At 71.3% G+C, this 23814-nt stretch carries 24 protein-coding genes; 13 read left to right on the top strand and 11 right to left on the bottom strand.

From position 1 onward, the window contains the following. Positions 1-56: 56 nt before the first annotated feature. Positions 57-512 (bottom strand): MarR family winged helix-turn-helix transcriptional regulator, encoded by a 456-nt coding sequence (locus V8201_RS13700; protein WP_037531583.1) that lies wholly within the window; start codon positions 510-512, stop codon positions 57-59. Positions 513-592: 80 nt separating this feature from the next. Here V8201_RS13700 and hppD point away from each other — a divergent pair, with 80 nt between their 5' ends. The 5 genes from hppD to V8201_RS13675 all read left to right on the top strand — a co-directional run bounded on the left by hppD (position 593) and on the right by V8201_RS13675 (position 5036). After that, entirely contained in the window at positions 593-1672 is a 1080-nt protein-coding gene (hppD, locus tag V8201_RS13695; RefSeq protein ID WP_037531581.1) for a 4-hydroxyphenylpyruvate dioxygenase, read from the top strand. Between the two features lie 42 nt (positions 1673-1714). Then, positions 1715-3016: a homogentisate 1,2-dioxygenase gene (gene hmgA / locus V8201_RS13690; RefSeq protein WP_037531580.1), complete on the top strand. Its 1302-nt coding sequence runs from the start codon at positions 1715-1717 to the stop codon at positions 3014-3016. Then, a complete protein-coding gene (maiA, locus tag V8201_RS13685) occupies positions 2983-3642 on the top strand; it encodes a maleylacetoacetate isomerase (protein ID WP_336545638.1) in 660 nt (219 codons plus the stop codon). Before hmgA ends, maiA begins: the two co-directional genes overlap by 34 nt. Then, complete coding sequence (locus tag V8201_RS13680; RefSeq protein WP_037531577.1) at positions 3639-3995, top strand: Rieske (2Fe-2S) protein; 357 nt, start codon at positions 3639-3641, stop codon at positions 3993-3995. Before maiA ends, V8201_RS13680 begins: the two co-directional genes overlap by 4 nt. 72 nt (positions 3996-4067) lie before the next feature. Next, positions 4068-5036, top strand: coding sequence for an alpha/beta fold hydrolase (locus tag V8201_RS13675; protein ID WP_336545637.1), 969 nt, complete (start codon positions 4068-4070; stop codon positions 5034-5036). On the opposite strand, the gene V8201_RS13670 is transcribed toward V8201_RS13675, so the two are convergent. Next, the gene (locus tag V8201_RS13670; protein WP_336545636.1) at positions 5009-5530 is read right to left on the bottom strand and encodes a gamma carbonic anhydrase family protein; all 522 of its coding nucleotides are present in this window, start codon (positions 5528-5530) and stop codon (positions 5009-5011) included. The genes V8201_RS13675 and V8201_RS13670 overlap by 28 nt on opposite strands. Positions 5531-5847: 317 nt before the next feature. Between V8201_RS13670 and V8201_RS13665 the strand changes: the two genes are divergently transcribed. After that, positions 5848-6231: a helix-turn-helix domain-containing protein gene (locus tag V8201_RS13665; protein ID WP_271299894.1), complete on the top strand. Its 384-nt coding sequence runs from the start codon at positions 5848-5850 to the stop codon at positions 6229-6231. 70 nt (positions 6232-6301) lie between these two features. Here V8201_RS13665 and V8201_RS13660 read toward each other — a convergent pair whose 3' ends face one another. Both V8201_RS13660 and V8201_RS13655 read right to left on the bottom strand, forming a co-directional pair. Then, entirely contained in the window at positions 6302-6631 is a 330-nt protein-coding gene (locus V8201_RS13660) for a DUF2645 family protein (protein ID WP_336545635.1), read from the bottom strand. 77 nt (positions 6632-6708) lie between these two features. Next, on the bottom strand, positions 6709-6939 hold the full coding sequence (locus V8201_RS13655; protein WP_037531569.1) for a hypothetical protein: 231 nt from the start codon (positions 6937-6939) through the stop codon (positions 6709-6711). A gap of 117 nt (positions 6940-7056) precedes the next feature. Between V8201_RS13655 and rarD the strand changes: the two genes are divergently transcribed. Then, on the top strand, positions 7057-7938 hold the full coding sequence (rarD, locus tag V8201_RS13650; protein WP_336545634.1) for an EamA family transporter RarD: 882 nt from the start codon (positions 7057-7059) through the stop codon (positions 7936-7938). Here the strand turns inward: rarD and V8201_RS13645 are convergent. The 3 genes from V8201_RS13645 to V8201_RS13635 form a co-directional block, all read right to left on the bottom strand. After that, on the bottom strand, positions 7935-8945 hold the full coding sequence (locus V8201_RS13645; protein WP_336545633.1) for a PfkB family carbohydrate kinase: 1011 nt from the start codon (positions 8943-8945) through the stop codon (positions 7935-7937). The genes rarD and V8201_RS13645 overlap by 4 nt on opposite strands. A 10-nt stretch (positions 8946-8955) precedes the next feature. Further along, the gene (uxaC, locus tag V8201_RS13640; protein ID WP_271299890.1) at positions 8956-10374 is read right to left on the bottom strand and encodes a glucuronate isomerase; all 1419 of its coding nucleotides are present in this window, start codon (positions 10372-10374) and stop codon (positions 8956-8958) included. Positions 10375-10470: 96 nt separating this feature from the next. Next, the gene (locus tag V8201_RS13635; protein WP_336545632.1) at positions 10471-11481 is read right to left on the bottom strand and encodes a LacI family DNA-binding transcriptional regulator; all 1011 of its coding nucleotides are present in this window, start codon (positions 11479-11481) and stop codon (positions 10471-10473) included. Between the two features lie 130 nt (positions 11482-11611). On the opposite strand from V8201_RS13635, the gene V8201_RS13630 reads away from it, so the two are divergent. Both V8201_RS13630 and V8201_RS13625 read left to right on the top strand, forming a co-directional pair. Next, positions 11612-13054 (top strand): mannitol dehydrogenase family protein, encoded by a 1443-nt coding sequence (locus V8201_RS13630; protein ID WP_336545631.1) that lies wholly within the window; start codon positions 11612-11614, stop codon positions 13052-13054. A gap of 97 nt (positions 13055-13151) precedes the next feature. Next, positions 13152-14462: a glycoside hydrolase family 130 protein gene (locus V8201_RS13625; protein ID WP_336545630.1), complete on the top strand. Its 1311-nt coding sequence runs from the start codon at positions 13152-13154 to the stop codon at positions 14460-14462. A 15-nt stretch (positions 14463-14477) separates the two neighbouring features. On the opposite strand, the gene nudC is transcribed toward V8201_RS13625, so the two are convergent. Genes nudC through mutY form a run of 3 tightly spaced genes read right to left on the bottom strand, consistent with a single transcriptional unit; the run spans position 14478 to position 17760 of the window. Beyond that, the gene (nudC, locus tag V8201_RS13620; RefSeq protein WP_037531559.1) at positions 14478-15359 is read right to left on the bottom strand and encodes an NAD(+) diphosphatase; all 882 of its coding nucleotides are present in this window, start codon (positions 15357-15359) and stop codon (positions 14478-14480) included. After that, entirely contained in the window at positions 15356-16705 is a 1350-nt protein-coding gene (locus V8201_RS13615; RefSeq protein ID WP_336545629.1) for a serine hydrolase domain-containing protein, read from the bottom strand. Before V8201_RS13615 ends, nudC begins: the two co-directional genes overlap by 4 nt. Beyond that, a complete protein-coding gene (gene mutY, locus V8201_RS13610; protein WP_336545628.1) occupies positions 16702-17760 on the bottom strand; it encodes an A/G-specific adenine glycosylase in 1059 nt (352 codons plus the stop codon). The genes V8201_RS13615 and mutY overlap by 4 nt, the downstream gene beginning before the upstream one ends. A 26-nt stretch (positions 17761-17786) precedes the next feature. Between mutY and V8201_RS13605 the strand changes: the two genes are divergently transcribed. From V8201_RS13605 to V8201_RS13590, 4 genes are all read left to right on the top strand, one after another. After that, positions 17787-18299 carry a DUF721 domain-containing protein gene (locus tag V8201_RS13605; protein ID WP_235199495.1) on the top strand — a complete coding sequence of 171 codons (513 nt, stop codon included), beginning with the start codon at positions 17787-17789 and terminating at the stop codon, positions 18297-18299. 5 nt (positions 18300-18304) lie between these two features. Beyond that, the gene (locus V8201_RS13600) at positions 18305-18970 is read left to right on the top strand and encodes a DsbA family protein (RefSeq protein ID WP_037531683.1); all 666 of its coding nucleotides are present in this window, start codon (positions 18305-18307) and stop codon (positions 18968-18970) included. Positions 18971-19010: 40 nt separating this feature from the next. Next, a complete protein-coding gene (locus V8201_RS13595; RefSeq protein ID WP_336545627.1) occupies positions 19011-19739 on the top strand; it encodes a thioredoxin domain-containing protein in 729 nt (242 codons plus the stop codon). A gap of 449 nt (positions 19740-20188) precedes the next feature. Continuing rightward, a complete protein-coding gene (locus tag V8201_RS13590; RefSeq protein WP_336545626.1) occupies positions 20189-23587 on the top strand; it encodes a chromosome segregation SMC family protein in 3399 nt (1132 codons plus the stop codon). A 20-nt stretch (positions 23588-23607) separates the two neighbouring features. Here V8201_RS13590 and V8201_RS13585 read toward each other — a convergent pair whose 3' ends face one another. Next, a complete protein-coding gene (locus V8201_RS13585) occupies positions 23608-23781 on the bottom strand; it encodes a hypothetical protein (protein WP_153810809.1) in 174 nt (57 codons plus the stop codon). Positions 23782-23814: the final 33 nt, after the last annotated feature.

The raw sequence follows: 23814 nt of genomic DNA, 5'->3' as shown, positions 1-23814 counted from the left end.
GATCGGCGCTGCTAACCGGCAATTGTCGCACAACTATGCCGGTGCGGCGTGGTGACTCAGCGATTGAGGTCGAGCGTGACGCGTTCGATCCGGCGCAGCATCGCGACGAACTGCGCCACCTCGGCGGGATCGAATGCGGCGAACAGCCGCCGTTCGAGATCGAGCGCCTTGGGCGCGACCGCCGCATAGAGGCTGCGGCCGTCGTCGGTCAGGTCGAGCAGGTGCGAGCGGCGATCCTCCGGATTGTCGCGCCGCGCGAGCAGGCCGCGCCCGACCAGCGCGATCGCCGCGCGGCTCACCGTCACCTTGTCCATCAGCGTGCGCGCGCCGATCGCCTGCTGGGTGATGCCGCCCGTCTCTGCGATCACCGCGATCAGCCGCCATTCGGGAATGGTCAGGCCGAACAGCGATTCATACGCCCGCGCGATCGAATCGCTGACGAGATTGGAGGTCACCGACAGGCGGTAGGGAATGAAGTCGTCGAGGACGAGGGGGCGGTCGGTCGGGGCCACGGCCGTTCGTATCAGTTGACACCAGTTTGGCAATGGCGCAGGGATTTGGTAACAGACGATACCATTTTGGAGCTGCCGCCATGACCGATCATTCGGCCGACCAGATCGACGTCAATCCGATGGGCCTCGATGGCTTTGAGTTTTGTGAATTCACCTCGCCCGATCCCGATGCGCTCGCCGCGCAGTTCGAGGCGCTGGGCTTCGTCGCCGCCGCGACGCATCCGACCAAGGCTCTGACCCGCTACAAGCAGGGCCGCATCAACCTGTTGCTCAACCGCGAGGCGAGCGGCCATGCCGCCGACTTCCGCGCCGCGCACGGCCCGTCGGCCAGCGCGATGGCGTTCCGCGTCGCCGATGCCAGGGCCGCCTATGACGCGGCGATCGCCCGCGGCGCCAAGCCGGCGCCCGCGGGCGCCGCGCTCGACGGCCTGCCGGCGCTGGAAGGGATCGGCGGCTCGCTGCTCTATCTCGTCGACACGCACGGCGCGGCCGGCAGCCTCTACGACGACTGGGATCAGGTGCCCGGCGCTGCCGAGGCGGAGGCCGCCAATAACGTCGGGCTCGACCTGCTCGACCATCTCACCCACAACGTCCGCCGCGGCCAGATGCGCACCTGGTCGGCCTTTTATGGTCAGATCTTCGGCTTCGAGGAGCAGAAGTATTTCGACATCAAGGGCAAGGCGACCGGCCTGTTCAGCCAGGCGATGATCGCCCCCGATCGTGCGATCCGCATCCCGCTGAACGAGAGCCAGGACGACAAGAGCCAGATCGAGGAGTTCATCCGCGACTATAACGGCGAAGGCATCCAGCATCTCGCGCTGACCACCGACGACATCTACACTACGGTCGAAAAGCTGCGTGCCCGCGGCGTCCGCCTGCAGGATACGATCGAGACCTATTACGAGCTGGTCGACAAGCGCGTGCCCGGTCACGGCGAGGATCTGGAACGGCTGCGCGCCAACCGCATTCTGATCGACGGCAACGTCGGCGAGGAAGGATTGCTGTTGCAGATCTTCACCGAGACGATGGTCGGGCCGATCTTCTTCGAGATCATCCAGCGCAAGGGCAATCAGGGCTTCGGCAACGGCAATTTCCAGGCGCTGTATGAATCGATCGAGCTCGACCAGATCCGCCGCGGAGTGATCACCGTCGACGCCTGAGTAGCGGACCGGGGTGATGGAGCAGGAGAGGACGCCAAAACAATGACAGTCCATCACCCCCGCGCGGAGCCGGATTATATCCCCGGCTTCGGCAACCATATCTCGACCGAGGCGGTCGCCGGCGCGCTGCCGGTCGGGCGCAACGCGCCGCAGCGGCCCGCCTTCGGCCTGTACGCCGAGCAACTGTCGGGCACCGCCTTCACCGCGCCGCGGCACGAGAACCGGCGCTCGTGGCTCTACCGGATGCGGCCGACCGCCGAACACCCGCCCTATGCGCCCTATGCCGGTGCGCCCCGCTTCGCCCCCGGCACCGCCGACCGGCCGCTCGCCCCCAACCGGCTGCGCTGGGACCCGGTCGCCGCGGCACCGCCGGGCACCGATCTGATCGACGGCATGACGACGATGCTCGCCAACCGCGATCCCGCAGATCTGGAGGGCGTGGCGCTGCACGTCTATGCGGCGAGCGCCGACATGACGCACCGCGTCTTCACCGACGCCGACGGAGAGCTGCTGTTTGTGCCGCAGGCCGGGCGGCTCGAACTGCTAACCGAACTCGGCCGGATCGTCGTCGGTCCCGGCGAGATCGCGCTGGTACCGCGCGGCGTGCGCTTCCGCGCGCGGCTCCCCGACGGCAGCGCCACGGGCTATGTCTGCGAAAATCACGGCAGCCTGTTCCGCCTGCCCGATCTCGGCCCGATCGGCGCCAACGGCCTCGCCAATCCGCGCGACTTCGAAACCCCCGTCGCCTGGTTCGAGGATCGCGACGAGGCGACCGAGGTGATCCAGAAGTTCATGGGGTCTTTGTGGACGACGACGCTCGACCACAGCCCGCTCGACGTCGTCGCCTGGCACGGCAATCTCGCGCCGTGGCGCTATGACCTCGCGCGGTTCAACACGATCAACACGGTGAGCTTCGACCATCCCGATCCGTCGATCTTCACGCTGCTGACCAGCCCGTCGGACGTGCCGGGCCGCGCCAATGCCGATTTCGTTATCTTCCCGCCGCGCTGGATGGTCGCCGAGGACACGTTCCGCCCGCCGTGGTTCCATCGCAACGTCATGTCGGAGGCGATGGGGCTGATCACCGGCGCCTATGACGCCAAGGCGCACGGCTTCGCGCCGGGCGGGATCAGCCTGCACAATCTGATGGCCGGCCACGGCCCCGATCTCGCCAGCTGGCAGGCCGCCTCCGCCGCCGAGCTCAAGCCGCACAAGATCGACGGCACGATGGCGTTCATGCTGGAAAGCTGCTGGCCCTATCGCCCGACCGGCTTCGCGCTCGATCATGCGCAGCTCGACTATGATACCGTATGGGCGGACTTCCCCAAGGCGCGGCTGCCGTGATCCTGCACGGCTATTGGCGGTCGGGCGCCGCCTATCGCGTGCGGATCGCGCTCGCGCTCAAGGGGCTGGCCTATCGGCAGGTGACGCACGATCTGCGCACCGGCGGCCAGTCCGACCCAGCCTATGCCGCGCTCAACCCGCAGCGGCTGGTGCCGGCGCTGGAGGTCGACGGACAGGTGCTGACGCAGAGCGTCGCGATCCTCGAATGGCTCGAGGACCGCTATCCGACGCCGCCGCTGCTGCCCGCCGATGCGACGGGCCGGGCGATCGTCCGCGCGATGATCGCGACGATCGCCACCGACACGCATCCGCTGCACAATCTGCGCACCCTGTCGCTGCTGCGCGAGCAGTTCGGCGCGTCCGACGCGCAGGTCGCGGCATGGACCGGCCATTGGCTCATCCTCGGTCTCGCCGCGGCGGAGACGCTGATCGCGCGGCATGGCGACGGTTTCGCCTACGGCGACCGGCCGACGCTCGCCGATTGCATCCTCGTCCCCGCACTCTATTCGGCGCGGCGCTTCAAGGTCGATGTCGCGCCCTATCCGCATTGCGTCGCCGCGGCGGAGCGGACCACGGCGCTGGCCGAGGCGGCGCATCCCGACCGGCAGCCCGACGCCGACCGATGAGCGAACGGCTGTCGGCAACCCCGCCGGGTGTCGCGCTCGCGCCGCTCGCCACCATCGCCGACGGCGGCGCGCGCAACTTCGTGCTGCAATTGCGCGCCGGTCGCTTCCACGGCTTCGTCGTCCGCCGCGCCGATCAGGTGGTCGGCTATGTCGATCGCTGCCCGCATGCCGGGGTGCCGCTGGCGCAGACGCTCGACGACTATCTCGATCCGTCCGGCGCGCTGATCGCGTGCAGCTGGCACGGCGCGCTGTTCACGATCGACGATGGCCTGTGCGTCGGCGGCCCCTGCGTCGGCCAGCGGCTCACCGCCTGGCCGGTGACGGTCGTGGACGGGATCGTCACCACCGCCTGAGCCGATCCGGCCTGACAAAGCCCGCGCGGCTGCTACAATGAAGGACTCGCACCGCCGACAGGAGCCAGGGTCATGAAGCGCGCGTTACGCTGGGGTCTCGCAACACTGGCCGGCGCAGGCGCGGGCGGCATCGGCCTGTCGCTCTATTCGCGCCACGTCGCGGCTGAGGTCGAACGACGGGTGCCGCCCGACGGCCGCTATCTCGAGGTGAAGGGCGCACGGCTCCATTATGTCGATCGCGGCAGCGGGCCGACGATCGTCATGGTCCACGGCCTCGGCGGACAGTTGCGCAACTTCCGCTATGCCCTGCTCGACCGGCTCGCCGAGACGCATCGCGTCCTCCTGCTCGACCGGCCGGGATCGGGCTATTCGACCGCCGACGAGGGGACGACGCCGGGTATCGCGGCGCAGGCAGAGATCGTCGGGCGGTTCATCGCCACGCTCGGGCTCGACCGGCCGCTGATCGTCGGCCATTCGCTCGGCGGCGCGGTCGCGCTGGCGCTGGCGACGCAGCGGCCCGAGCTGATCCGCGGCCTCGCGCTCATCGCCCCCTTCACCCAGCCGCAGTCCGTCCCCGCCGCCTTCGTCGGACTGGCGGTGATCCCGCCGGCGCTGCGCCGGATCGTCGCGGAGACTGTGGCGACGCCGCTTGGCCAGCTCACCACGGCGCGGACGGTCGCCGCGGTCTTCGCGCCGGAGGAGGCACCCGCCGATTTCGCCACCCGCGGCGGCGGCGCGCTGTCGCTCCGCCCCAAAGCGATCGCCGCCGCCGCCGCCGATCTCGCCGCCGCCGGGGACGAGATCGCCGCGATCGTCGCGCGCTATCCGACGCTGACCGTGCCGACGGCGATCCTGTTCGGCCGCGGCGACGCGATCCTCAGCGCGACGCTGCACGGCACGCGCACCGCGGCGACGATTCCGGGCGCGCGCATCGAGCTGATCGACGGCGGCCATATGCTGCCGATCACCCAGCCCGACCGCACCGCCGCCTTCATCCGCGACAACGCGGCGCATTATGCCGGCGACAGCCCCGCGGCATAGCGGCGCGCATTGGCGACATAGGTCGCCGCCGAGGCGCGCAGCCCCGCGACCTCCGCCTCGGTCAGCGGCCGCACCGCCTTGGCGGGCGCCCCGACGATCAGCGCGCGCGGCGGAAAGACCTTGCCCTCGGTGACGAGCGCCTGCGCGCCGACGATCGATTCCGCACCGATCACCGCACGGTTGAGCAGCGTCGCCCCCATGCCGATCAGACTATGGTCACCGACCGTCGCGCCATGGACGATCGCATGATGGCCGATCGTCACGCCGCGGCCGATCGTCGCCGGCGCGCCCGGATCGGCGTGGATCATCGCGCCGTCCTGGACATTGCTCTCCGCGCCGATCGTGATCGGATCATTGTCGCCGCGGATGACGGCGCCGAACCACACCGACGCGCGCTCGCCGAGCGTGACCCGGCCGATGACGTGCGCGCCCGGCGCGACGAATACATCCTCTCCCAGCGCCGGTGCGGCGTCATCCAATCGGTAACAGCTCATCGAAACCCTCCCCACCGCCGCGATCCGGCCAAACGGGCGGTAATCCCTTGCCATCCTTCGCGTCCAGTGCAGCAAGCGGGTGACAGCGGCGTCTGGTAGCGTTAGCACTATGATTCGCACGGCAGCGACCGCCAGCCACGACGGTCGCGCTGCGCCGATACTGACGTAGCAGCTTGATTTCGGACCTGCTCCGGCTATGCCCTGCTGCGTCTACGGGAGCGACGATCACGATGGGTGCCGGAGTACGCGACGATTTTACATTTCCTGGCGGTGTCGACGCCGGTAGCAGATCGTTCGCCGGCCTGCCCGCTTCGCCGATGATCGACGGGCAGGACCCGGAGGTCGCCCGGCTCGCGACGCTGGCGACGAGCATCACCGCGGCGCGGCGCAAGCTCGGCACGCATCTCGAGGCGTCGCTGTTCGCCAATCCCGGGCTCGACATCATGCTGTTCCTGTTCGCCGAGGGGATCGACGGCGCGACGGTGACGACCAACGCCTGCTGCGCCGCCGCCGGCGTGCCGCGCACCACCGCGCTGCGCTGGATCAAGCTGTTGCAGGATCGCGGGCTGGTCGATGGCAGCGACGACATCAGCGACCGCCGCGTGACGATGCTGGCGCTGAGCCCGCTCGGCCGCAGCACGATCCGCACCTGGCTCGGCGAGATCGCCGCGCTGCCGCTGCGCGAGTCGCTCGACCGCTGATCCCCCGCGGCTGGCGCATCCGGCCCGTGTCGGATGCCTGACCCGCCCGCCGTGGACGACCGCCTGTCCCTCACGCGGCACAGCCGGCGAACCGGACGAAGAAGCAATAGAGCCACAGCGCCAGCACGGCCAGGCTGATGGCGATGCGGTATCGGCGCCGCACCGGACGGGCGCTGATTCCCGCCAGCATCAGCGCGGGTATCAGCATCACGACGGATACCAGCATGCGCGACGAATCCGGGTCCGTCGGGATGGAGCATAGCGTCAGCCGGCTGCCGTCCGGATCGACCTCGCCGATCATCCCTTCATAGCGTTCCGTCGAACAGACCACGATCAGACCGGCGACGCCGGCCGACGCCATGACGAAGACGGCATCTCTCAACACCTTGCCGATGTTCACGACGACCTGATCCCTGCCGGCACCACGGGATCATGGTAGCGGCCTCGGCGACGAACCGCGCGCGTCGCGGCCGTCGGTCAGCCCGCGGTGACGATCGGGTGGCGCAGGCGCAGGTCGTCCGCGATCCGCTCGACGATGTCGTTCTCGGTCGCCGAGCCCGTCGGCGTCACCGCCCAGTTGCAATGCGCGTGTGTCGCCGGATCGTAGAGGCGGATTTCGCCGATCACCAATCGCCAGCGACGGCGGTTGCCGCCCGCCTGCTTGATCAGCGTCGACAGGAACAGGTCGTGGAGCATGCCGCTGGTCATGCCGGTCGCCCTAGACGGCTATCGGGTCGAGGAAAAGCGCGGGCGGCAAAGTCAACCAACGCCAGTGCCATGTCGGACTTTGTTGCGCGGCGGCAACGAACGTCGCACAGCCGGCGCATGACCGGACCGTCCGACGCGCGCCAGGGCCTCCTCTACGGCGGCGGCGCCTATATCCTCTGGGGGCTGCTGCCCTTCTATCTGCACATGCTGGCGGCGGTGGCGCCGGTGCAGGTGCTCGCCAACCGCATTCTCTGGTCGCTGCTGCTGCTCCTCGCGATCGTCGTCGCGACGCGCCGCGGGCCGGCGCTGCTTGCCGCGGCGCGCGGGCGGGTGCTGATGTTGCTGGCGGCGAGCGCGGCGCTGATCGCGGTCAACTGGTTCGTCTATATCTGGGCGATCAGCAACGATCATCTGGTCGAGGCGAGCCTCGGCTATTTCATCAATCCGCTGCTCAACGTCGCGCTCGGCATGGTGCTGCTCGGCGAGCGGCTCAGCCGCGTGCAGGCGGCGGCGGTGATCGTCGCCGGGATCGGCGTCGCGATCCTCGCGGCGGGTGGCGGCGGGGCGCTGTGGGTGTCGTTGGTGCTGGCGCTGAGCTTCGGATTCTATGGGCTGATCCGCAAGGTCGCGCACATCGACGCGCTCGGCGGGCTGACGCTGGAGACGCTGATCCTCACGCCTTTCGCGCTGGCGATCCTCGTCCAGGCAGAGCGGAGCGGCAGCGCGGTGCTGTGGCATGACGGCTGGCTGACCACGCTGCTGCTGCTCGCCGGCCCGGTCACCGCCGCGCCGCTGTTGCTGTTCGCGGCGGGGGCGAAGCGGCTGCGCTATACGACGATGGGGCTGCTCCAGTTCATCGCGCCGACGCTGCAATTCCTCGAAGCGGTGCTGGTCTATCGCGAGCCGATCACCGCGACGCAGCTCGCCACCTTCGCACTGATCTGGCTCGGCTGCGGCCTCTACGCATGGAGCAGCATCCAGCGGGCGCGCGCCGCCTAGCGGCGGACGTCGAGCCCGCCGGCGAGATAGGCGTCGATGTCCGCCTGGCGGAACAGCGCCGCATCGCCGGGCAGCGAATGTTTGAGCGCGGTCAGCGCGAGGCCCGTCGCCGCCGCCGCGGCACTGTCGCCGCCGCCGCGCAACGCGTGCAGCACACCCGCGGCAAAGGCGTCGCCGCCGCCGATCCGGTCGACGATCCCCGCGAGCACCACCTCGTCGGTCTGCGCATGGCCGTCGCGCGTATCGACCCGCGCCGAGATGCGGTGCAGGTCGACCGTCTCGACATGCCGCGCGGTCGAGGCGATCGTGGTCAGCTTGGGGAAAGCGGCAAAGGCGGCCTCGGCCGCGTCGCGGCGGCGTTGCTCGGCGTCATGACCGGCGAAGTCGCGATCCAGCAGCAGCGCGATGTCGCGATGATTGCCGAACACCAGATCGGCCTGTTCGACCAGACGGGTGAGGATGCCGCGCGGGTCGCTGTCCCACCGCTCCCACAATTTGGCGCGGTAATTGCCGTCGAACGAGATCGGGATGCCGCGTGCCGCCGCGGCGCGGGCCGCCGCGATCGCACTCTCCGCCGGCACCGGGCCGAGCGCCGGGGTGATGCCGGACAAATGGAACCAGTCGACGCCGTCGAACAGCGCATCCCAGTCCCATGCCGCGACCGGCGCCGCGGCGAAGCTCGAATGCGCGCGATCGTAGACGACGTCGGTGGCGCGCATCCCCGCGCCCGAGGTGACGAAATACAACCCCATCCGCTCGCCGCCGACCTGGATCGTCCGCGTGTCGACGCCATGGCCGCGCAAGGTCGCGATCGCCGAGCGGCCGAGATCATTGTCCGGCACCATGCTGACCAGCCCGACGTCATGGTCGAGCCGCGCCAGCGCGGTCACGACATTCGCCTCCGCCCCGGCGACCCACACGTCGAAGCGCGGCGACTGGAGTAGCAATTCGCGCCCCGGCGGCGACAGCCGCAGCATGATTTCCCCGAAGGCGAGCAGCTTGCCCATGGTCGTTCCCTCAGCGATCGATACGATAGGCGCGGCGGACGAGGCCGCTGGTCAGCTCCTGCGCCAGCTCCGCCGCCTCCCAGTCCGCGAGCCGGTGCTCGGCGACGAGGCGGGCGAGGAAGCCGCAATCGACCCGCCGCGCGACGTCGTGCCGCGCCGGGATCGACAGGAAGGCGCGCGTATCGTCGTTGAAGCCGACGCTATTGTAGAAACCGGCGGTCTCGGTGGTCATCTCGCGGAAGCGGCGCATCCCCTCCGGACTGTCGTGGAACCACCAGGCCGGACCGAGCTTGAGGCACGGATAATGACCGGCGAGCGGCGCAAGTTCGCGGGCATAGACGCTCTCGTCGAGCGTGAAGAGGATGATCGACAGGTCGGTCGAGGTGCCGAACCGGTCGAGCAACGGCTTCAAGGCATGGACGTAGTCGGTGCGACCGGGGATGTCGGCGCCCTTGTCGCGGCCGTGGCTGGCGAACAGGCCGGCATTGTGGTTGCGCACCGATCCGGGGTGTATCTGCATCACCATGCCGTCCTCGACGCTCATCGCCGCCATTTCGGTGAGCATCTGCGCGCGGAACAGCTCGGCATCGGCCGGCGTCCAGCTGCCGCCGGTGATGCGGGCGAACAGCGCCTCGCATTCGGCCGGAGTCAGATTGGCGGTGGCGGCGGTGGGGTGGCCGTGATCGGTCGCGGTCGCACCGGCGGCGCGGAAATCGGCGCGGCGCTTGCGGTGCGCGGCGAGATAGCCCTGCCAGCCATAGACATCCTCGCCGGTCAGCTCGGCGAAGCGGCGCAGCGCGGCGGGGAATTGCTCGTGCTCGACGTCGATCACGCCATCGGGCCGATAGGTGGTGACGACCCGCCCGCCCCAGCCGCTCTCCCGAATGCGCCGGTGCGCGTCGAGACTGTCGTGCGCGCCTTCGGTGGTGGCGAGGAAGTCGATGCGGAAACGGTCGAACAGCGCACGCGGCCGGAAGGCATCGGTGGCGAGCTTCTCGGCGATCATGTCGTAATAGAGATCGGCGGTGGCCGGCTCGAAGGCGACGTCGAAGCCGAACACCTCGGCGAAGACGTGGTCGAGCCACATCCGCGACGGCGTACCGCGGAACAGATGATAGTGATCGGCGAGCAGGCGCCACGCCGCGCGCGGATCGGCGCTGACCGATCCGTCCTTGCGCGGGATCGCCAGCGCGTCGAGGTCGACGCCCTGGCTGTAGAGCATGCGGAACAGATAATGGTCGGGCGAGAGCAGCAGGCTGGTCGCGTCGGTCCACGGCCGGTCGTCGGCAAACCACAGAGGATCGGTATGGCCGTGCGGGCTGACGATCGGCAGGTCGGCGACCGTCGCATAGAGCGTGCGCGCGATGGCGCGGGTATCGGGGTCGGCAGGGAACAGCCGGTCGGGATGCAGATCGAGGCTGCGGGTCATGACGCACTCTCCGTCGCGTTATGGGTCGGCGTGGTAACCGGTGTCAGGTCGGTGCGCAACCGGCTTGCGGCGCGCAGGGCGGTCAGGCGGCGGCGGTCAGCACCGCGGCGGCGCGACCGATCCACGCGGGATCAGCGCCGACGGGAAATGCGTCGGTACGGTGGCCTCGTCCTCGATCAGCTTGCGCGCGGCGGCGGCGGCCATCGTCCGGCTCGGCCAGCGGACGGTGGTGAGCGGCGGCCAGAGGTGCGCGGCGATCGCGCTGTCGTCGAAGCCGATGATCGACAGATCGTCGGGCACCGCCAGCCCGCGCGCCCGCGCCGCGTGCAGCGCGCCCGCCGCCATCTCGTCGTTGCAGGCGAAGATCGCGGTCGGTTGCGGATCGGCGTCGAGCAGCCGCGCCGCCGCCGCCTGCCCGCCGGCGAAGCTATAGTCGCCCGCCGCGACCTGCGCCTCGCCCAACGCCAGCCCGGCTGCGGCAAGCGCCGCCTCGAAACCGGCGCGGCGTTCGTGCGCCGAGCGGAAGCCGGCCGGGCCGCCGATGAAGCCGATGCGGCGATGGCCGCTGGCGAGCAGATGCGCCGCCGCCTCCGCCACCGCGACGCGGTCGTTGGAGGCGACCATCCGCGCCGGCGTGTCGAGCAGCGCCGACCCCATCCGCACGTAGCGGCAGCCGAGCGCCTCGCACAGCCGGGCGATCGCGTCATCCTCGCTGATCGGCGGCATCAGCAGCACGCCGAACAGCCGCTGGCGCTCGAGCACGTGGCGCAGATCGTCGAGCATCGTCGGCGCGGCGCGGTCGATCGGCCGGACGACCAGCTCGAATTCGGTGCCGCGCAAGCCGTCGAGCATCCCCTGCTGGACGTTCATCACCGTCTGCGCATTGGGATTGTCGTGGACGAGGCCGATCAGGAAGTTGCGCCGCAGCGCCAGCGCGCGCGCCTGCGGGTTGGGGACGTAGCCCAGTTCGCGGATCACCGCCTCGACCCGGCGGCGCGTCTCGGCATGGAGCAGCGGCGAATCGTTGATGACGCGGCTCACCGTCTTCTTCGACACGCCCGCCAGCCGCGCCACATCGTTAATCGTCGGCTGGCCGGAGCTGCGCATCGCGCGACCGTAGCGACGCGCGGCAGGCTTCGCCAGCGCCGCGGCTTGCGCCCGCCGCGGCGGTGCGTCATGAGCGATGACACCGGTATCTACGCCCGCGGCGACGGGACAGTGACGAGAGGCAGACCCTGTGACCCGATTGACCCGCAGCACGATCGACCGTCTGCCCGCCAGCGTCACGCCATCCGCACCGGCGGGCGAAGGCGTCGGCATCGTCCATTTCGGCCCCGGCGCCTTCCACCGCGCGCACCAGGCCGCCTATATCGATACGATCCTGCACCATGATCCGCGCTGGGGGATCGCCGCGGTGTCGATGCGCAGCCGCTCGACGATCGACGCGCTCGCCGCGCAGGACGGGCTCTACACGCTGGCGATCCGCGATGCCGAGCCGGCGCTGCGGGTGATCGGCGCGCACCGCCGCTTCCTCGCCCCCGATGCCGCGGCGGAGACGCACCGGCTGCTCGCCGATCCCGCCGTCGCGCTGGTGACGACGACGGTGACGGAGAAGGGCTATTGCCTCGCCGGCGACGGCACGCTGGACGTGGCGCATCCCGATATCGTCCACGATCTCGCCGGGGCGGCAGTGCCGGCGAGCGTGGTCGGCTGGATCGTCGCCGGGCTCGCCGCGCGGCGCGACGCGGGTGTGCGGCCGTTCGTGCCGATGCCGTGCGACAATCTCGCCAGCAACGGCGCCAAGCTCCACGCCGCGCTGGTCGCCTTTGCGCGGAGGCGCGACGCGGGACTGGCCGACTGGATCGCGGGCGAGGTGCGGGTGCCGTCGACGATGGTCGATTCGATCACCCCGGCAGCCGACGAGGCGCTCTACGCCAGCGTCGCCGCGGAAATCGGGCTGGAGGATCGCGCCGCGGTCCAGCGCGAGCGGTTCACCCAATGGGTGATCGAGGATGTCGGGCAGGCGGGACCCGATCTTGCCGCGGCGGGCGCGACGCTGACCGGCGACGTCGCGGGATATGAGAAGGCCAAGCTGCGCATCCTCAACGGCGCGCATTCGACGCTCGCCTATCTCGGGCTGCTGCGCGGCCATGCCAGCGTCGCGGCGGCGATGGCGGACGAGGCGCTCGCCCGGTTCGTCGACGCGATGATCCGCGACGACATCATGCCGATGCTGCCGACGGTGCCGGGGCTCGACCTCGACGGCTATCGCGCCGCGGTGCTCGCGCGCTTCCGCAACCCGGCGATCGTCCACCGGCTCGACCAGATCGCGATCGACGGGTCGCAGAAGCTGCCCTACCGGCTCGGCGACACGCTCGCCGCGCATCGCGCCGCCGGACGGATGCCGCGCCATGTCGTCGCCGCGCTCGGCGGCTGGATCGCCTTCCTGCTCCAGCGCAGCCGTGAAGGGGTCGCGATCATCGATCCGGCGGCGGCCCAGCTCACCGCCGCGGCACAGGGCGCGGAGCCGGCGACGCTGGTCCGCCGCATCGCCGAAGCCGGCATCGGCCTGCCGCCGCAGGTCGCCGGCGATCCGCCTTTGCTCGCCGCGATCACCGCCGCGGCGCGTGCCGCGGACGCACGCGACTGGCACGCCCTGCTCGCCGGCAATCATTCCTGACACACCAGACGTGGTAGAAAGGGACCCACCGGGCCGGTTACGCGTCTGACGTGGGACGCCGGCAGCCGCCGGCGGGATCGCTTATCCGGAGGGTCCCTTGGCCGCTTCCTTCGTCCGCCACCTCACGCCCACGCTGCTGCCCGATCCCAAACGCACCGTCATCCGCCCCTTCCTACCCGAAGACCCCGATCCGTTCCGAGTCGAGGGCAAGCCCCGCGGCGACCGGATCGTCGAGCGGATGCTGGCGATGCCCAAAGAGGCCATCGACGCGCAGGTCGCCACCGTCGTCGAGGGGCTGGGCTCGCGCCACCGCGAGATCCCCGAACTGCTGCTGCGCCGCTTCGACGAGGTCGCGCCCGGACTGAAGCTCGATCCGACCCTCGCCGATTCGCGCAAGATGCTGATCGGCGCCTATTTCAGCGCCGAATATTCGTTCGAGGCGGCGGCGCTGTTCAACCCCAGCATCGTCCCCCATCCCGATCAGGGCGACTGCCCGGACGGCGCGATCCGCTTCGTCCTGTCGCTGCGCGGGATCGGCGAGGGGCATCTGTCGTCGGTCACCTTCCGCACCGGCATCTGGGGGCCGGGGGAGGATCAGCTGGTGATCGACACGCCGAGCGGTCAGGGCGTGCCGCCGGTGATCGAGCAGCCCGCGCCCGAGCTGATCCGCGAAATCGGTGCGAAGGCGCTGGTCCAGCTCAACTGCCGCGACGCGCGCGAACCGTCGGAGACGGTGCTGTTCCCGGTGGTCGAGAGCCAGAATCGCGGCATCGAGGATCTGCGCCTCGTCCGCTTCCGCGATGATGACGATCGCGAGACCTATATCGGCACCTATACCGCGGTCGGCGGCCAGGGCGCGCGGCAGGAGGTGCTGCAGACCGACGATTTCCGCCTGTTCCACATGCATCCGGTCGACGGGCCGGTGGCGAGCGGCAAGGGCATGGCGCTGTTCCCGCGCCGGATCGACGGCAAGTTCGCGGCGCTGTTCCGCCACGACAACGAGAACCTCTGGTATGCGACCAGCGACACGCCGCTCGCCTGGGACGATCCGGTGCGGATCATGACGCCCGAATATCCGTGGGAGTTCGTGCAGATCGGCAATTGCGGCTCGCCGATCGAGATCGACGAGGGCTGGCTGGTGCTGACCCATGGGGTGGGCATGGTGCGCAGCTATTGCATCGGCGCCGCGCTGCTCGATCGCGACGATCCGACCAAGGTGCTCGGCCGCCTGCCCGAACCGCTGATCGCGCCGGACGGCGAGACGTGGGACGGCTACGTGCCCAACGTCGTCTATTCCTGCGGCGCGCTGGTGCGTGGGCGGACGCTGCTGCTGCCCTATGCGCTGGCCGACGACATGACGAGCTTCGCCACCGCATCGCTCGACGAACTGGTCGCGGCGATGCGGTGACGGGTCACCCGCCGCTCAGCCGGCGGCCGGCTCCGCCGCCCAGACGGTCAGCAGCGTGTGCGCGATCGCATAGGGCGGCGGCGGCAGGAACGGCCCCGCCTCGCCCGCCAGCACCGCGCGGACCATCTCGCGCGGCACCCACATTGCGTCCTCCAGCTCGTTGGTGTCGAGCGTGATCGCATCGTCCTCGGCGACGCCGACACAGGCGATCATCAGCGACGAGGGGAAGGGCCAGGGCTGGCTGGCGACATAGCGAACCTGGCCGACGCGCACGCCCGCCTCCTCGCCGATCTCGCGCGCCACCGCCTCCTCGATCGATTCACCGGGTTCGAGGAAGCCGGCGAGCGCAGAATAGCGCCCCTCGGGCCAGCCCTTGCCGCGGCCGAGCAGCGCGCGCCCGTCATGTTCGGCGATCATGATCACCACCGGGTCGACACGCGGGAAATGTTCGGTGCCGCAGGCATCGCACAGCCGCCCCCAGCCGGCGCGGAAGGCGTGCGTCGTCGCGCCGCAGCGCGCGCAGAAGCGATGCCGCGCATGCCAGTCGAGCAGGCTGCGCGCCGTCGCATAGGTCGCCGCCTCGCCCGGCTGCAACGCGGCGAGCACCGCCATCAGCGCGGGCGAGCGCATCGCCGGCGCCGTCCCCTCCTCGCCCGCCGCGGGCAGCACCGCGGCATGCGCCCGGCCCTGCGCATCGAGCCCGAGCAGGACCAGCTCGGCATCGGCGGGCACCGCGTCGCGCGCGATCCAGGCGAGCTGCCCGTCCGCGGCGACCGCCGGCATCAGCCCGTCGAGCGCCAGCACCCGCGCATCGGCAAGCTTGGCGGCGAGCGCTTCGGCGTCGTGGCGCAGCGCATCGGCACGATCGAGCGTGCCGCCGGTGAAGCCGGGGGTCATCGCTGCCCCCGCGCCAAATCGGCGATGAACGCGCGCACCGTCTGTTCGCGCACCGGCCAGCGGTCGGCCGGGAAGTAATTGACCATGATCGTACCCCGTATCTTCTTCACCGGATCGACGAAGGCGATCGTCCCCGCCGCCCCGCCCCAGCCATAAGTGCCCTTAGACGGAATGCCGCCCGGCCCGTCGGCGAGATAGACCGAGCCGCCCGCGCCATAGCCCATCGGCGTCGCCTGCCCGCTCGCCCCGCCGGTCGCGCCGCGCACGCCGCCATAGCTGACGCCGGCGGGGAGCAGGTTGGACAGGGCGAGCCGCACCGTCTCCGGCTTGAGGATCCGCACGCCGTCGAGCGTGCCCTCGTCGCTCAACATGTGGAGGAAACGGTCGTAATCGCGCGCCGAACTGACCAGCCCGGCGCCGCCATAGGGAAAACTCGGCGGCTGGAGGAAGACCGAGGTCGCGGCGGGATCGAGCGGCACCAGCGCATCGCCGGTGAAGGCGTAATTGGTCGCGAGCCGCCCCGCCTCGCCGCGCGGCACCGTCCAATAGGTCGAGGTCATGCCGAGCGGCGCGAGGATGCGCCGGTTGACGAACTGGTCGAACGGCATGCCGCCGGCGATCTCGATCACCCGGCCGATCACGTCGAGCCCGACCGAATAATGCCATGCGGTGCCCGGCTGCGCGATCAGCGGCGCCTGCGCGACGCGATCGGCGAAGGCGGCGAGCGTCGCCGGGCGGGTGCGGCGCATCGCCGGCTCGATGCTCGCGCTGACCGCGGCGGGCAGGATGCCGAGCCGCTCATATTCCCTGAGCAGCGCCCCCTTGGCGAGGATGTTGTAGCTCAGCCCCGAGGTGTGGGTGAGCAGCATGCGGATTGTGATCGGCCGCTGCGCCGGCACGCCGGCGAGGCTGGTCTCGGGATGCGTCGCCACCGTCATATGCGCGAAGGCGGGAATGTAGCGCGCGACCGGATCGTCGAGGCCGATCCTGCCCTCCTCGATCAGCAGCATCGCCGCCATCGCGGTGATCGGCTTGGTCATCGAATAGACGCGCCACAGGCTGTCGGGTGAGACCGCGGCGGCATCGTCATCGCTGGCGAGCCGGCCCGCCGCGACGAAGCGCGTCGGCTGGTCGCCGATGCCGAAGGCGGCGACGATGCCCGGCATCTTGCCGTCCCGGACATAGCCGTCGAACAGCGCCTGCGTCTGCGGCAGGGCGGCGTTCTCCGTTGCGGTTCCCGTCGCCGTCGCAGGAGACGGCAGCGGCCCGCCCGGCGCGGCGGCGGCGAGCAGCGCGACGAGGCCGAGGCCGAGCGTCGATCCGACAATCCGGTGCAATCGCGTCATCCGTCCTTCCTCATGATCGCCGCGGCGGCCTTGGCGAACAGCGTCGGCAGGCCGGCACGGTCGAGTTCCGCGATCGGCCACCATTCGCCCTCCGCCGCCTGATGCGCCTGCCCCCCGGCGACGGCAAGCGCGAGTTCTATGTCGAAATGCGTGAAGCCATGCGCAACCGTCGCGTTGCGCATCTGCCAGTCGGCGGTGACCGGTGCGTCGGCGAGGCCCGGCGGCGCATCGCTCCACGGTCCGGTCGGCAACGCGCGCATGCCGCCGAGCAGACCCTTGCCCGGTCGGGTGACGAGCAGCACCGCGCCGTCGCGTTCGAGCCAGAAGATCGTGCCGTGGCGCTGCGGCTTGGCCTTCTTCGCCGCCTTGACCGGCAGCGCGTCCGGCGATCCTTCGTGGCGGGCGCGGCATTCGGCGGCGAGCGGGCAGAGCAGGCAGGACGGTTTCTTCGGCGTGCAGATAGCCGAGCCGAGGTCCATCATCGCCTGCGCGAAGTCGCCGGCGCGCGCGTCGGGCGTGATCGTGTCGGCGGCGGCGCGGATAGCGACGCGCGCCTGCGGCAGCGGCTGGCGGATCGCGAACAGCCGCGCGACGACGCGCTCGACATTGGCGTCGACCACCACCGCGCGCCGGCCGAAGGCGATCGCCGCCACCGCCGCTGCGGTATAGGCGCCGAGCCCCGGCAAGGTCCGCAGCACCGCCTCGTCCTGCGGAAAGACGCCGCCGTGATCGGCGACCACCGCCTTCGCTGCGGCGACGAGGTTGCGTGCGCGGGCATAATAGCCGAGCCCCGCCCAGGCAGCCATCACCTCCGCTTCCTCGGCGGCGGCAAGGCTGGCGAAATCGGGCCAGCGCGCCACCCATGCCGCGAACCGCGGCCGCACCGCCGCCACCGTCGTCTGCTGCAGCATTACCTCCGACAGCCAGACGCGATAGGGATCGGCGGTCTCGCCGGGCAGCGCGCGCCACGGCAGCACGCGGCGGTGCCGGTCGTACCAGGCGAGCAGCAACGCGGATATCGCCGCGGCATCGGGATAAGAGCGAGTAGCGTCCACGACTTGGCTATGGCATGGAGCCGGCGATGAGCAAGCGCATCCGCGCCCCCGAAGCCGAGCCCCCCCGCCAGAATCGCGCCCGCGCGGTGAGCGAGCTGCTGCCCGCCATCCACGGCGCCGCATTCAAGCGATTCGGCTTCGTGCAGAGTGCCTTGGTCACGCGCTGGCCGGAGATCGTCGGCACCCGCTGGGCCGCGGCCTCCGCCCCCGAATCGCTGCGCTTCCCGCCGGGCAAGAAGGCGGACGGCGTGCTGACCATCGTCGTGCGCGGCGCCCATGCGCCGATGATGCAGCATATCGCGCCCGAGATCATCGAGCGGGTCAACCGCTTCTTCGGCTATGTTGCGGTGGCCCGGCTGACCATCCGCCAGGGCGAGGTCGCCAAGCCGATGCCGCGCAGCGCGCCCGCGTCGCTCAAGCCCGCCCCCGCCGAGATCGGCGAGGGGCTGAAGCGGATCGCCGATCCCGAATTGCGCGCCGTGCTCGAATCGCTCGCCGCGGGCGTCCACGCCAGCCGCGGCCTTCCCAGGATAGGATGATCGCCATGACGACCCTGCCCCGCCTCGCTCCGCTCGCCCTGCTGCTCGTCGCCGCCGCGCCCGCCGCCGACAGCGGCCAGACCGTGCGCCAGACCGCCAAGGGCGCCTATGTGATCGGCAGCCCGACCGCGCCGGTCAAGCTGATCGAATATGGCAGCTACACCTGTTCGCATTGCGCCGACTTCGCCGAAAAGAGCGCGCCCGTGCTGAAGGGGCAGATGATCCCTTCGGGCAAGGTCAGCCTGGAATATCGCCATCTGATCCGCGACCCCGCCGACCTCGGCGCGGCGATCCTCGCGCGATGCGGCGGCGCCCGCGGTTTCGCCGGCGCGCATGCGATGATCTTCGCGACGCAGGCGACATGGCTGGACAAGGCCGGCGCCTATCAGCAGGCGCATCCCGACATCGCCGCCAAGCCGCTGATCGTCCAAGCGCGCAGCTATGCCGATGCGAGCGGACTCACCGCGGCGATGCTCAAGCGCGGCCTCACCCCGGCGAAGGTCAACGCCTGTTTCGCCGACAAGGCGGAGGTGGCGCGGATCACCGCGATGACCGGCGACGCGCCGATCGAGGTCAACAGCACGCCGACCTTCTACATCAACGGCGAACTCCAGCCGCCCGCCGGCTGGGACAAGCTCGAACCCGCCCTGCGCGCCAAGGGCGCGCGATAAGAGACAGGCGCGCCAAGCGCGCACAATAACGGAGCCTTTCATGAAGATGTTTGCCTCGCTCGCCGTGCTGTCGCTCGCGCTGGCGGGCTGTTCGAAGGAGGCCGGTACGCCGTCCGCCCCGGCCAGCCCCGCCGCCGCGGTCGCCGCACCCGCCGGCCAGAGCTGGACCGAGACCGCCTCGCGCACCGCCGAGGGGACGATCGTCGGCAACCCCAATGCGCCGATCAAGCTCGTCGAATACGGCTCGCGGCTGTGCCCGACCTGCGGCGCGCTGGCGCGCGAGGGCTTTGCGCCGTTGCTCGAAAAGTACGTCAAGCCGGGCAAGGTCAGCTTCGAATATCGCGAATTCCTCGTCCACGGCGCACCCGACCTGCCGCCGGCGCTGCTCGGCAATTGCACCGATGCGAGCGCCTTCTTCCCGATCCTCGAACAGATGTATCAGGCGCAGGAAGGCTTCAACACCAAGCTGCAGGCGATGCCGGCGGCGATGCAGCAGCAGTTGCAGAGCGCCAAGCCGGTCGATGCGATCCGCATGATGGCCGAGCAGATGGGCCTGATCGACTTCGCCAAGCAGCGCGGCATCCCCGAAGCCAAGGTGCGCCAGTGCCTCGGCGACATGAAGCAGATCGACCGCTGGACCAAGCAGACGCAGGACAAGAGCGCCGACGGCACCGTCACCGGCACGCCGACGCTGATCCTCAACGGCAAGAAGATCGACGCGCTGAGCTGGGGCCAGCTCGAGCCGCTGCTCAAGGCGGCGGGGGCGTAAGCGCGGGTACGGGGGAAGCGGTAGGTTTCGCCGGCCTCGACTTCCCCTGACCGGTCGTGATGATTGGCGTGCGGGCGCGACGATATGGGTTCGCGCGGAGGCGCGGCGACGAAGGTTTTTCGCGCAGAGGCGCAGAGGACGCAGAGGCATAGGGTCGTCCCGACGGCCTCGCGTCGAGCCGGCCCGCCCTACCCGACCGTTCGCCCTCCGCTTGTCGAAGGCGGGTGAGTCTCATGCCCTTCGACAGGCTCAGGGCGAACGGGATGGTAAAGATGGTGCCCGACCTTTGAGCTCGGAAAGCGCGTCACGCGCGTATCCTCTGCGCTCTCTGCGCCTCTGCGGGCGCGGCCCTTCTTCTCCGCGCCTCCGCGCCTCTGCGTGAACCCCTATCCCCCGCGGCCACACGCCACCCTCTTGCCACGCCACGTCAGAAGCGGCACCCGCAGCCGGTGCAGATCAAGCGGCTTCGCATCGCCGGGTTCAAGAGCTTCGTCGATCCGGTCGACCTCGTCATCGAGCGCGGGCTGACCGGCGTCGTCGGGCCGAACGGCTGCGGCAAGTCCAACCTGCTCGAAGCGCTGCGCTGGACGATGGGCGAGAACAGCGCCAAGTCGCTGCGCGGCACGGGGATGGAGGACGTCATCTTCGCCGGCACCGCGACGCGGCCGCCGCGCGATTTCGCCGAAGTGTCGATCCTGCTCGACGCGCCCGTCCCCGGCGGCGAGGTCGCCGAGCGCGAGGTCGTGCGCCGCATCGAACGCGGCGCCGGCAGCGCCTATCGCATCGACGGGCGCGACGTCCGCGCCAAGGACGTCGGCCTGCTCTTCGCCGATGCGGCGACCGGCGCGCACAGTCCGGCGCTGGTCAGCCAGAACCGGATCGGCGCGGTGATCGCCGCCAAGCCGGCCGAACGGCGCGCGATGCTGGAGGATGCGGCGGGGATCGCCGGCCTGCACGTCCGCCGCCGCGACGCCGAGCAGAAATTGCGCGCGACCGAGGCCAATCTGCTGCGGCTCGACGAGCTGATCGCCGATCAGGATTCGCGCGCCGGCCATCTGCGGCGGCAGGCGCGTGCCGCCGAACGCTATCGCTCGCTGTCCGAACAGATCCGCGTCGCCGAGGCGCGGACGATCTTCGCGCGCTGGCGCGAGGCCGCCGCCGCCGCGGATGCCGCGCGCGCCGAGGCGGAGGCCGCCGACGCCGCGGTCGCCGCCGCCACCGCCGCTGAACAGGCGGCCGCCGCCGCGCAGGCCGAGGCCGCCGCCGCCGTCGCGCTCGCCCGCAGCGCTGCACTCGCCGCCCGCGACGCGGCGGGCGAGGCAGGCCATCGCCTCGCCGGCCTGCGCAGCGAGCGCGCCGCCGCGGCCCGGCGCGTCAGCGAGCTCGCCGAGGCCCGCCGGCGCATCGCCGAGGATCGTGCCCGCGAAGGCACGCTCGCCGCCGATGCCGCCGCCGCGCTCACCCGGCTGGCGGACGAGGTCGCGACGCTCGATGCCGCGATCGCCGCGGCGGCGGCGGCCATGCCCGATTGCGATGCGGCGCTGGCGGCGGCGGAGCGCGACGCGCGCGATGCCGAGGTCGCGCTCGCGCAGGGCATGGCGCGGCAGGCGAGCGAGGCGGCGGAGGCGCGCGTCGCCGACGCGGCGCTCGCCGCGGCCCGCACGCGCGCCGATCGGGCGGAGCGCGAGGCGGCACAGGTCGCGCAGGCGCTCGCCGCGCTGGGGGATGCGGAACCGCTCACGGCGGCGCGCGACGCGGCCGCGGTGCACCGTCGCGAGGCGATCGCCGCTGCGGAAGCGGCCCGCGCGACGCTCGCCGCTGCCGAGGATGCCGAGCGCACCGCCGCCGCCGATCGCGACGCCGCGGAGAGCGCGCGTGCCGCCGCCCGCGCCGAGCTCGCCGCGCTCGACAGCGAGGCGGCGGCGCTGGCCAAGGCGACGCAGCGCAGCGGGCGTGACCGGCTGCTCGATCATGTCGCGCCGGCCGCCGGCTATGAACGCGCGCTCGCCGCGGCGCTGGGCGACGATCTCGATCGCGACCTCTCCGCCTGGACCGGTGCGGCAGTCGCTGGCGATGATCCGCCGCCGCCCGCCGCGACCGAGCCGCTCGGCGCGCATGTCGCCGCGCCCGCAGCACTGGCGCGGCGGCTGGCGCAGGTGTTCGTCGGCAGCGAGGAGGGCCAGCCGCTCGCGGTCGGGCAGCGCTTGGTGACGCCGGACGGGCGGCTGCGGCGGTGGGACGGCTATGTCGCGCGCAACAGCGGCGCCGCGGCGGCGGAGCGGCTCGAACGGCTCAACCGCCTGCAGGCGCTGGCCGCCGCGCGTCCTGCCGCCGCCGCGGCGCTCGACGCGGCCGAGGCGGCGCGCCAGGCGGTCGAGGAGCGGATCGCCGCGGCCCGGCGCACGGCGCAGCAGGCACGGTCGGCGCTGGCGCAGGCGGAAACCGCGGGGCGCGACGCCGCGCGCACGGAAGATCGTGCCGCGACTGCGCTCGAACGGCTCGCCGGCCAGCGCGCCGACCTCGACGCGCGCGCCGCCCGGATCGGCGGCGAACGCGACGAGGCCCGCGCCGACCATGCCGCGGCGCAGGCGGCGCGCGATGCGCTGCCCGATGGCCGCGACGGTGCCGCCGCGGTCGCGGCGCTGGCGCAGATCGCCGACCGGCACCGCGCCGCCGTCGCGGCCGCGCGCGACCGGCGCACGACGCTCGATCGCAGCGTCCAGGCGCAGCGCGAGCGGCTCGCCGCGGCGCAGGCCGACGTGCGCAGCTGGCGCGCCCGCGCCGGCGAGGCGGCGAAACGGATCACCGCGATGGACGCGCGCGATACCGCCCTCGCCGTGGAGGTCGCGGAGGCGGAGGGTCGCCCGGCCGCACTCGACGCGGCGATCCTGACGCAAGCGGCGGGACATGACGCCGCCCGCCGCGACGCTGAGACGCAGGCGGCGGCCGAACGCGATGCCGAGCAGCGCTCCCGCGCGGCGGAGGCGGCGCAGCGCGCGGCGATCGAGACGCTGAGCCGCGCCCGCGAATCGCGCGCCGGCAGCACCGCGCGGCGCGAGCATCACGAGCAGCGCCGCCTCGAGCTCGGTCGCCTGTCGGGCGAGCGGTTCGGCTGCCCCGCGCCGGTGCTGCCCGAGCGGCTCGCCTTCGCCGTCGCCGAGGTCCGGACGCCCGATCAGGAAAGCGCGGCGCACGACCGGCTCGTCGCCGATCGCGAGCGGATCGGCCCGGTCAACCTCGTCGCCGAACGCGAACTCGCCGACATCGAGGCGAGCCACGCCGCCAATGCCGCCGAGCGCGACGAGATCGGCGAGGCAGTCAACCGGCTGCGCGGCTCGATCGGCACGCTCAACCGCGAAGGCCGCCAGCGGCTGCTCGCCGCCTTCGCCGCGGTCGACGGCCATTTCCGCCGGCTGTTCGCCACCCTGTTCGACGGCGGCGCGGCGCACCTGCAACTCGTCGATTCGGACGATCCGCTCGAGGCCGGGCTGGAGATCCTCGCCCAGCCGCCGGGCAAGCGTCTCCAGTCGCTGACCCTATTGTCCGGCGGCGAGCAGGCGCTGACCGCAGTGGCGCTGATCTTCGCGCTGTTCCTCACCAACCCCGCGCCGATCTGCGTGCTCGACGAGGTCGACGCGCCGCTCGACGACGCCAATATCGAACGTTTCTGCGACCTGCTCGAACGGATGTCGCGGGATACGGATACCCGCTATCTGGTCGTCACGCACAATGCGGTGACGATGAGCCGCATGCACCGGCTGTTCGGCGTGACGATGGTCGAGCGCGGCGTCAGCCGGCTGGTCTCGGTCGATCTCGGCGGCGCGACCGAGCTGCTCACCGCGGAGTGACGGGCCGCGCCGCCGGCGCGTCAGGCCCGGCCGCGCAGCCGCGGTCGGCGCAGCAGGCCCGCGATCACACGGCTGGTGTAGAGCAAACACATCTCCTGATGCACCGCGGCGGCGGCGGGATGGTCCGCCTGGATAGCGCGCACCGCTTCGGTGAACGACCGGTCGGACAGATAGGGCGTGTCGCTGTGGATCATGGTCTCGTCCTCCTCCAGCCCCTGCCAGACGCG

Origin of the sequence: Sphingomonas kyungheensis (genome assembly GCF_037120395.1) — a bacterium.
Lineage (GTDB): Bacteria > Pseudomonadota > Alphaproteobacteria > Sphingomonadales > Sphingomonadaceae > Sphingomonas > Sphingomonas kyungheensis.
Note: the sequence above shows the minus strand (reverse complement) of the source record. Positions and strands in the feature narration are given on the sequence as shown.

Excerpts from the sequence above, each read along its gene's own strand:
- V8201_RS13655 (WP_037531569.1), bottom strand. The coding sequence starts at position 6,939 with ATGACCAGCGGCATGCTCCACGACCTGTTCCTGTCGACGCTGATCAAG.
- V8201_RS13615 (WP_336545629.1), bottom strand. The coding sequence starts at position 16,705 with ATGACGCGATTGCACCGGATTGTCGGATCGACGCTCGGCCTCGGCCTC.
- hmgA (WP_037531580.1), top strand. The coding sequence starts at position 1,715 with ATGACAGTCCATCACCCCCGCGCGGAGCCGGATTATATCCCCGGCTTC.
- V8201_RS13675 (WP_336545637.1), top strand. The coding sequence starts at position 4,068 with ATGAAGCGCGCGTTACGCTGGGGTCTCGCAACACTGGCCGGCGCAGGC.
- V8201_RS13645 (WP_336545633.1), bottom strand. The coding sequence starts at position 8,945 with ATGGGCAAGCTGCTCGCCTTCGGGGAAATCATGCTGCGGCTGTCGCCG.
- V8201_RS13680 (WP_037531577.1), top strand. The coding sequence starts at position 3,639 with ATGAGCGAACGGCTGTCGGCAACCCCGCCGGGTGTCGCGCTCGCGCCG.
- hppD (WP_037531581.1), top strand. The coding sequence starts at position 593 with ATGACCGATCATTCGGCCGACCAGATCGACGTCAATCCGATGGGCCTC.
- V8201_RS13670 (WP_336545636.1), bottom strand. The coding sequence starts at position 5,530 with ATGAGCTGTTACCGATTGGATGACGCCGCACCGGCGCTGGGAGAGGAT.
- V8201_RS13605 (WP_235199495.1), top strand. The coding sequence starts at position 17,787 with ATGAGCAAGCGCATCCGCGCCCCCGAAGCCGAGCCCCCCCGCCAGAAT.
- V8201_RS13635 (WP_336545632.1), bottom strand. The coding sequence starts at position 11,481 with ATGCGCAGCTCCGGCCAGCCGACGATTAACGATGTGGCGCGGCTGGCG.
- V8201_RS13595 (WP_336545627.1), top strand. The coding sequence starts at position 19,011 with ATGAAGATGTTTGCCTCGCTCGCCGTGCTGTCGCTCGCGCTGGCGGGC.
- uxaC (WP_271299890.1), bottom strand. The coding sequence starts at position 10,374 with ATGACCCGCAGCCTCGATCTGCATCCCGACCGGCTGTTCCCTGCCGAC.
- rarD (WP_336545634.1), top strand. The coding sequence starts at position 7,057 with ATGACCGGACCGTCCGACGCGCGCCAGGGCCTCCTCTACGGCGGCGGC.
- nudC (WP_037531559.1), bottom strand. The coding sequence starts at position 15,359 with ATGACCCCCGGCTTCACCGGCGGCACGCTCGATCGTGCCGATGCGCTG.
- maiA (WP_336545638.1), top strand. The coding sequence starts at position 2,983 with ATGGGCGGACTTCCCCAAGGCGCGGCTGCCGTGATCCTGCACGGCTAT.
- V8201_RS13600 (WP_037531683.1), top strand. The coding sequence starts at position 18,305 with ATGACGACCCTGCCCCGCCTCGCTCCGCTCGCCCTGCTGCTCGTCGCC.
- V8201_RS13665 (WP_271299894.1), top strand. The coding sequence starts at position 5,848 with ATGATCGACGGGCAGGACCCGGAGGTCGCCCGGCTCGCGACGCTGGCG.
- V8201_RS13585 (WP_153810809.1), bottom strand. The coding sequence starts at position 23,781 with ATGATCCACAGCGACACGCCCTATCTGTCCGACCGGTCGTTCACCGAA.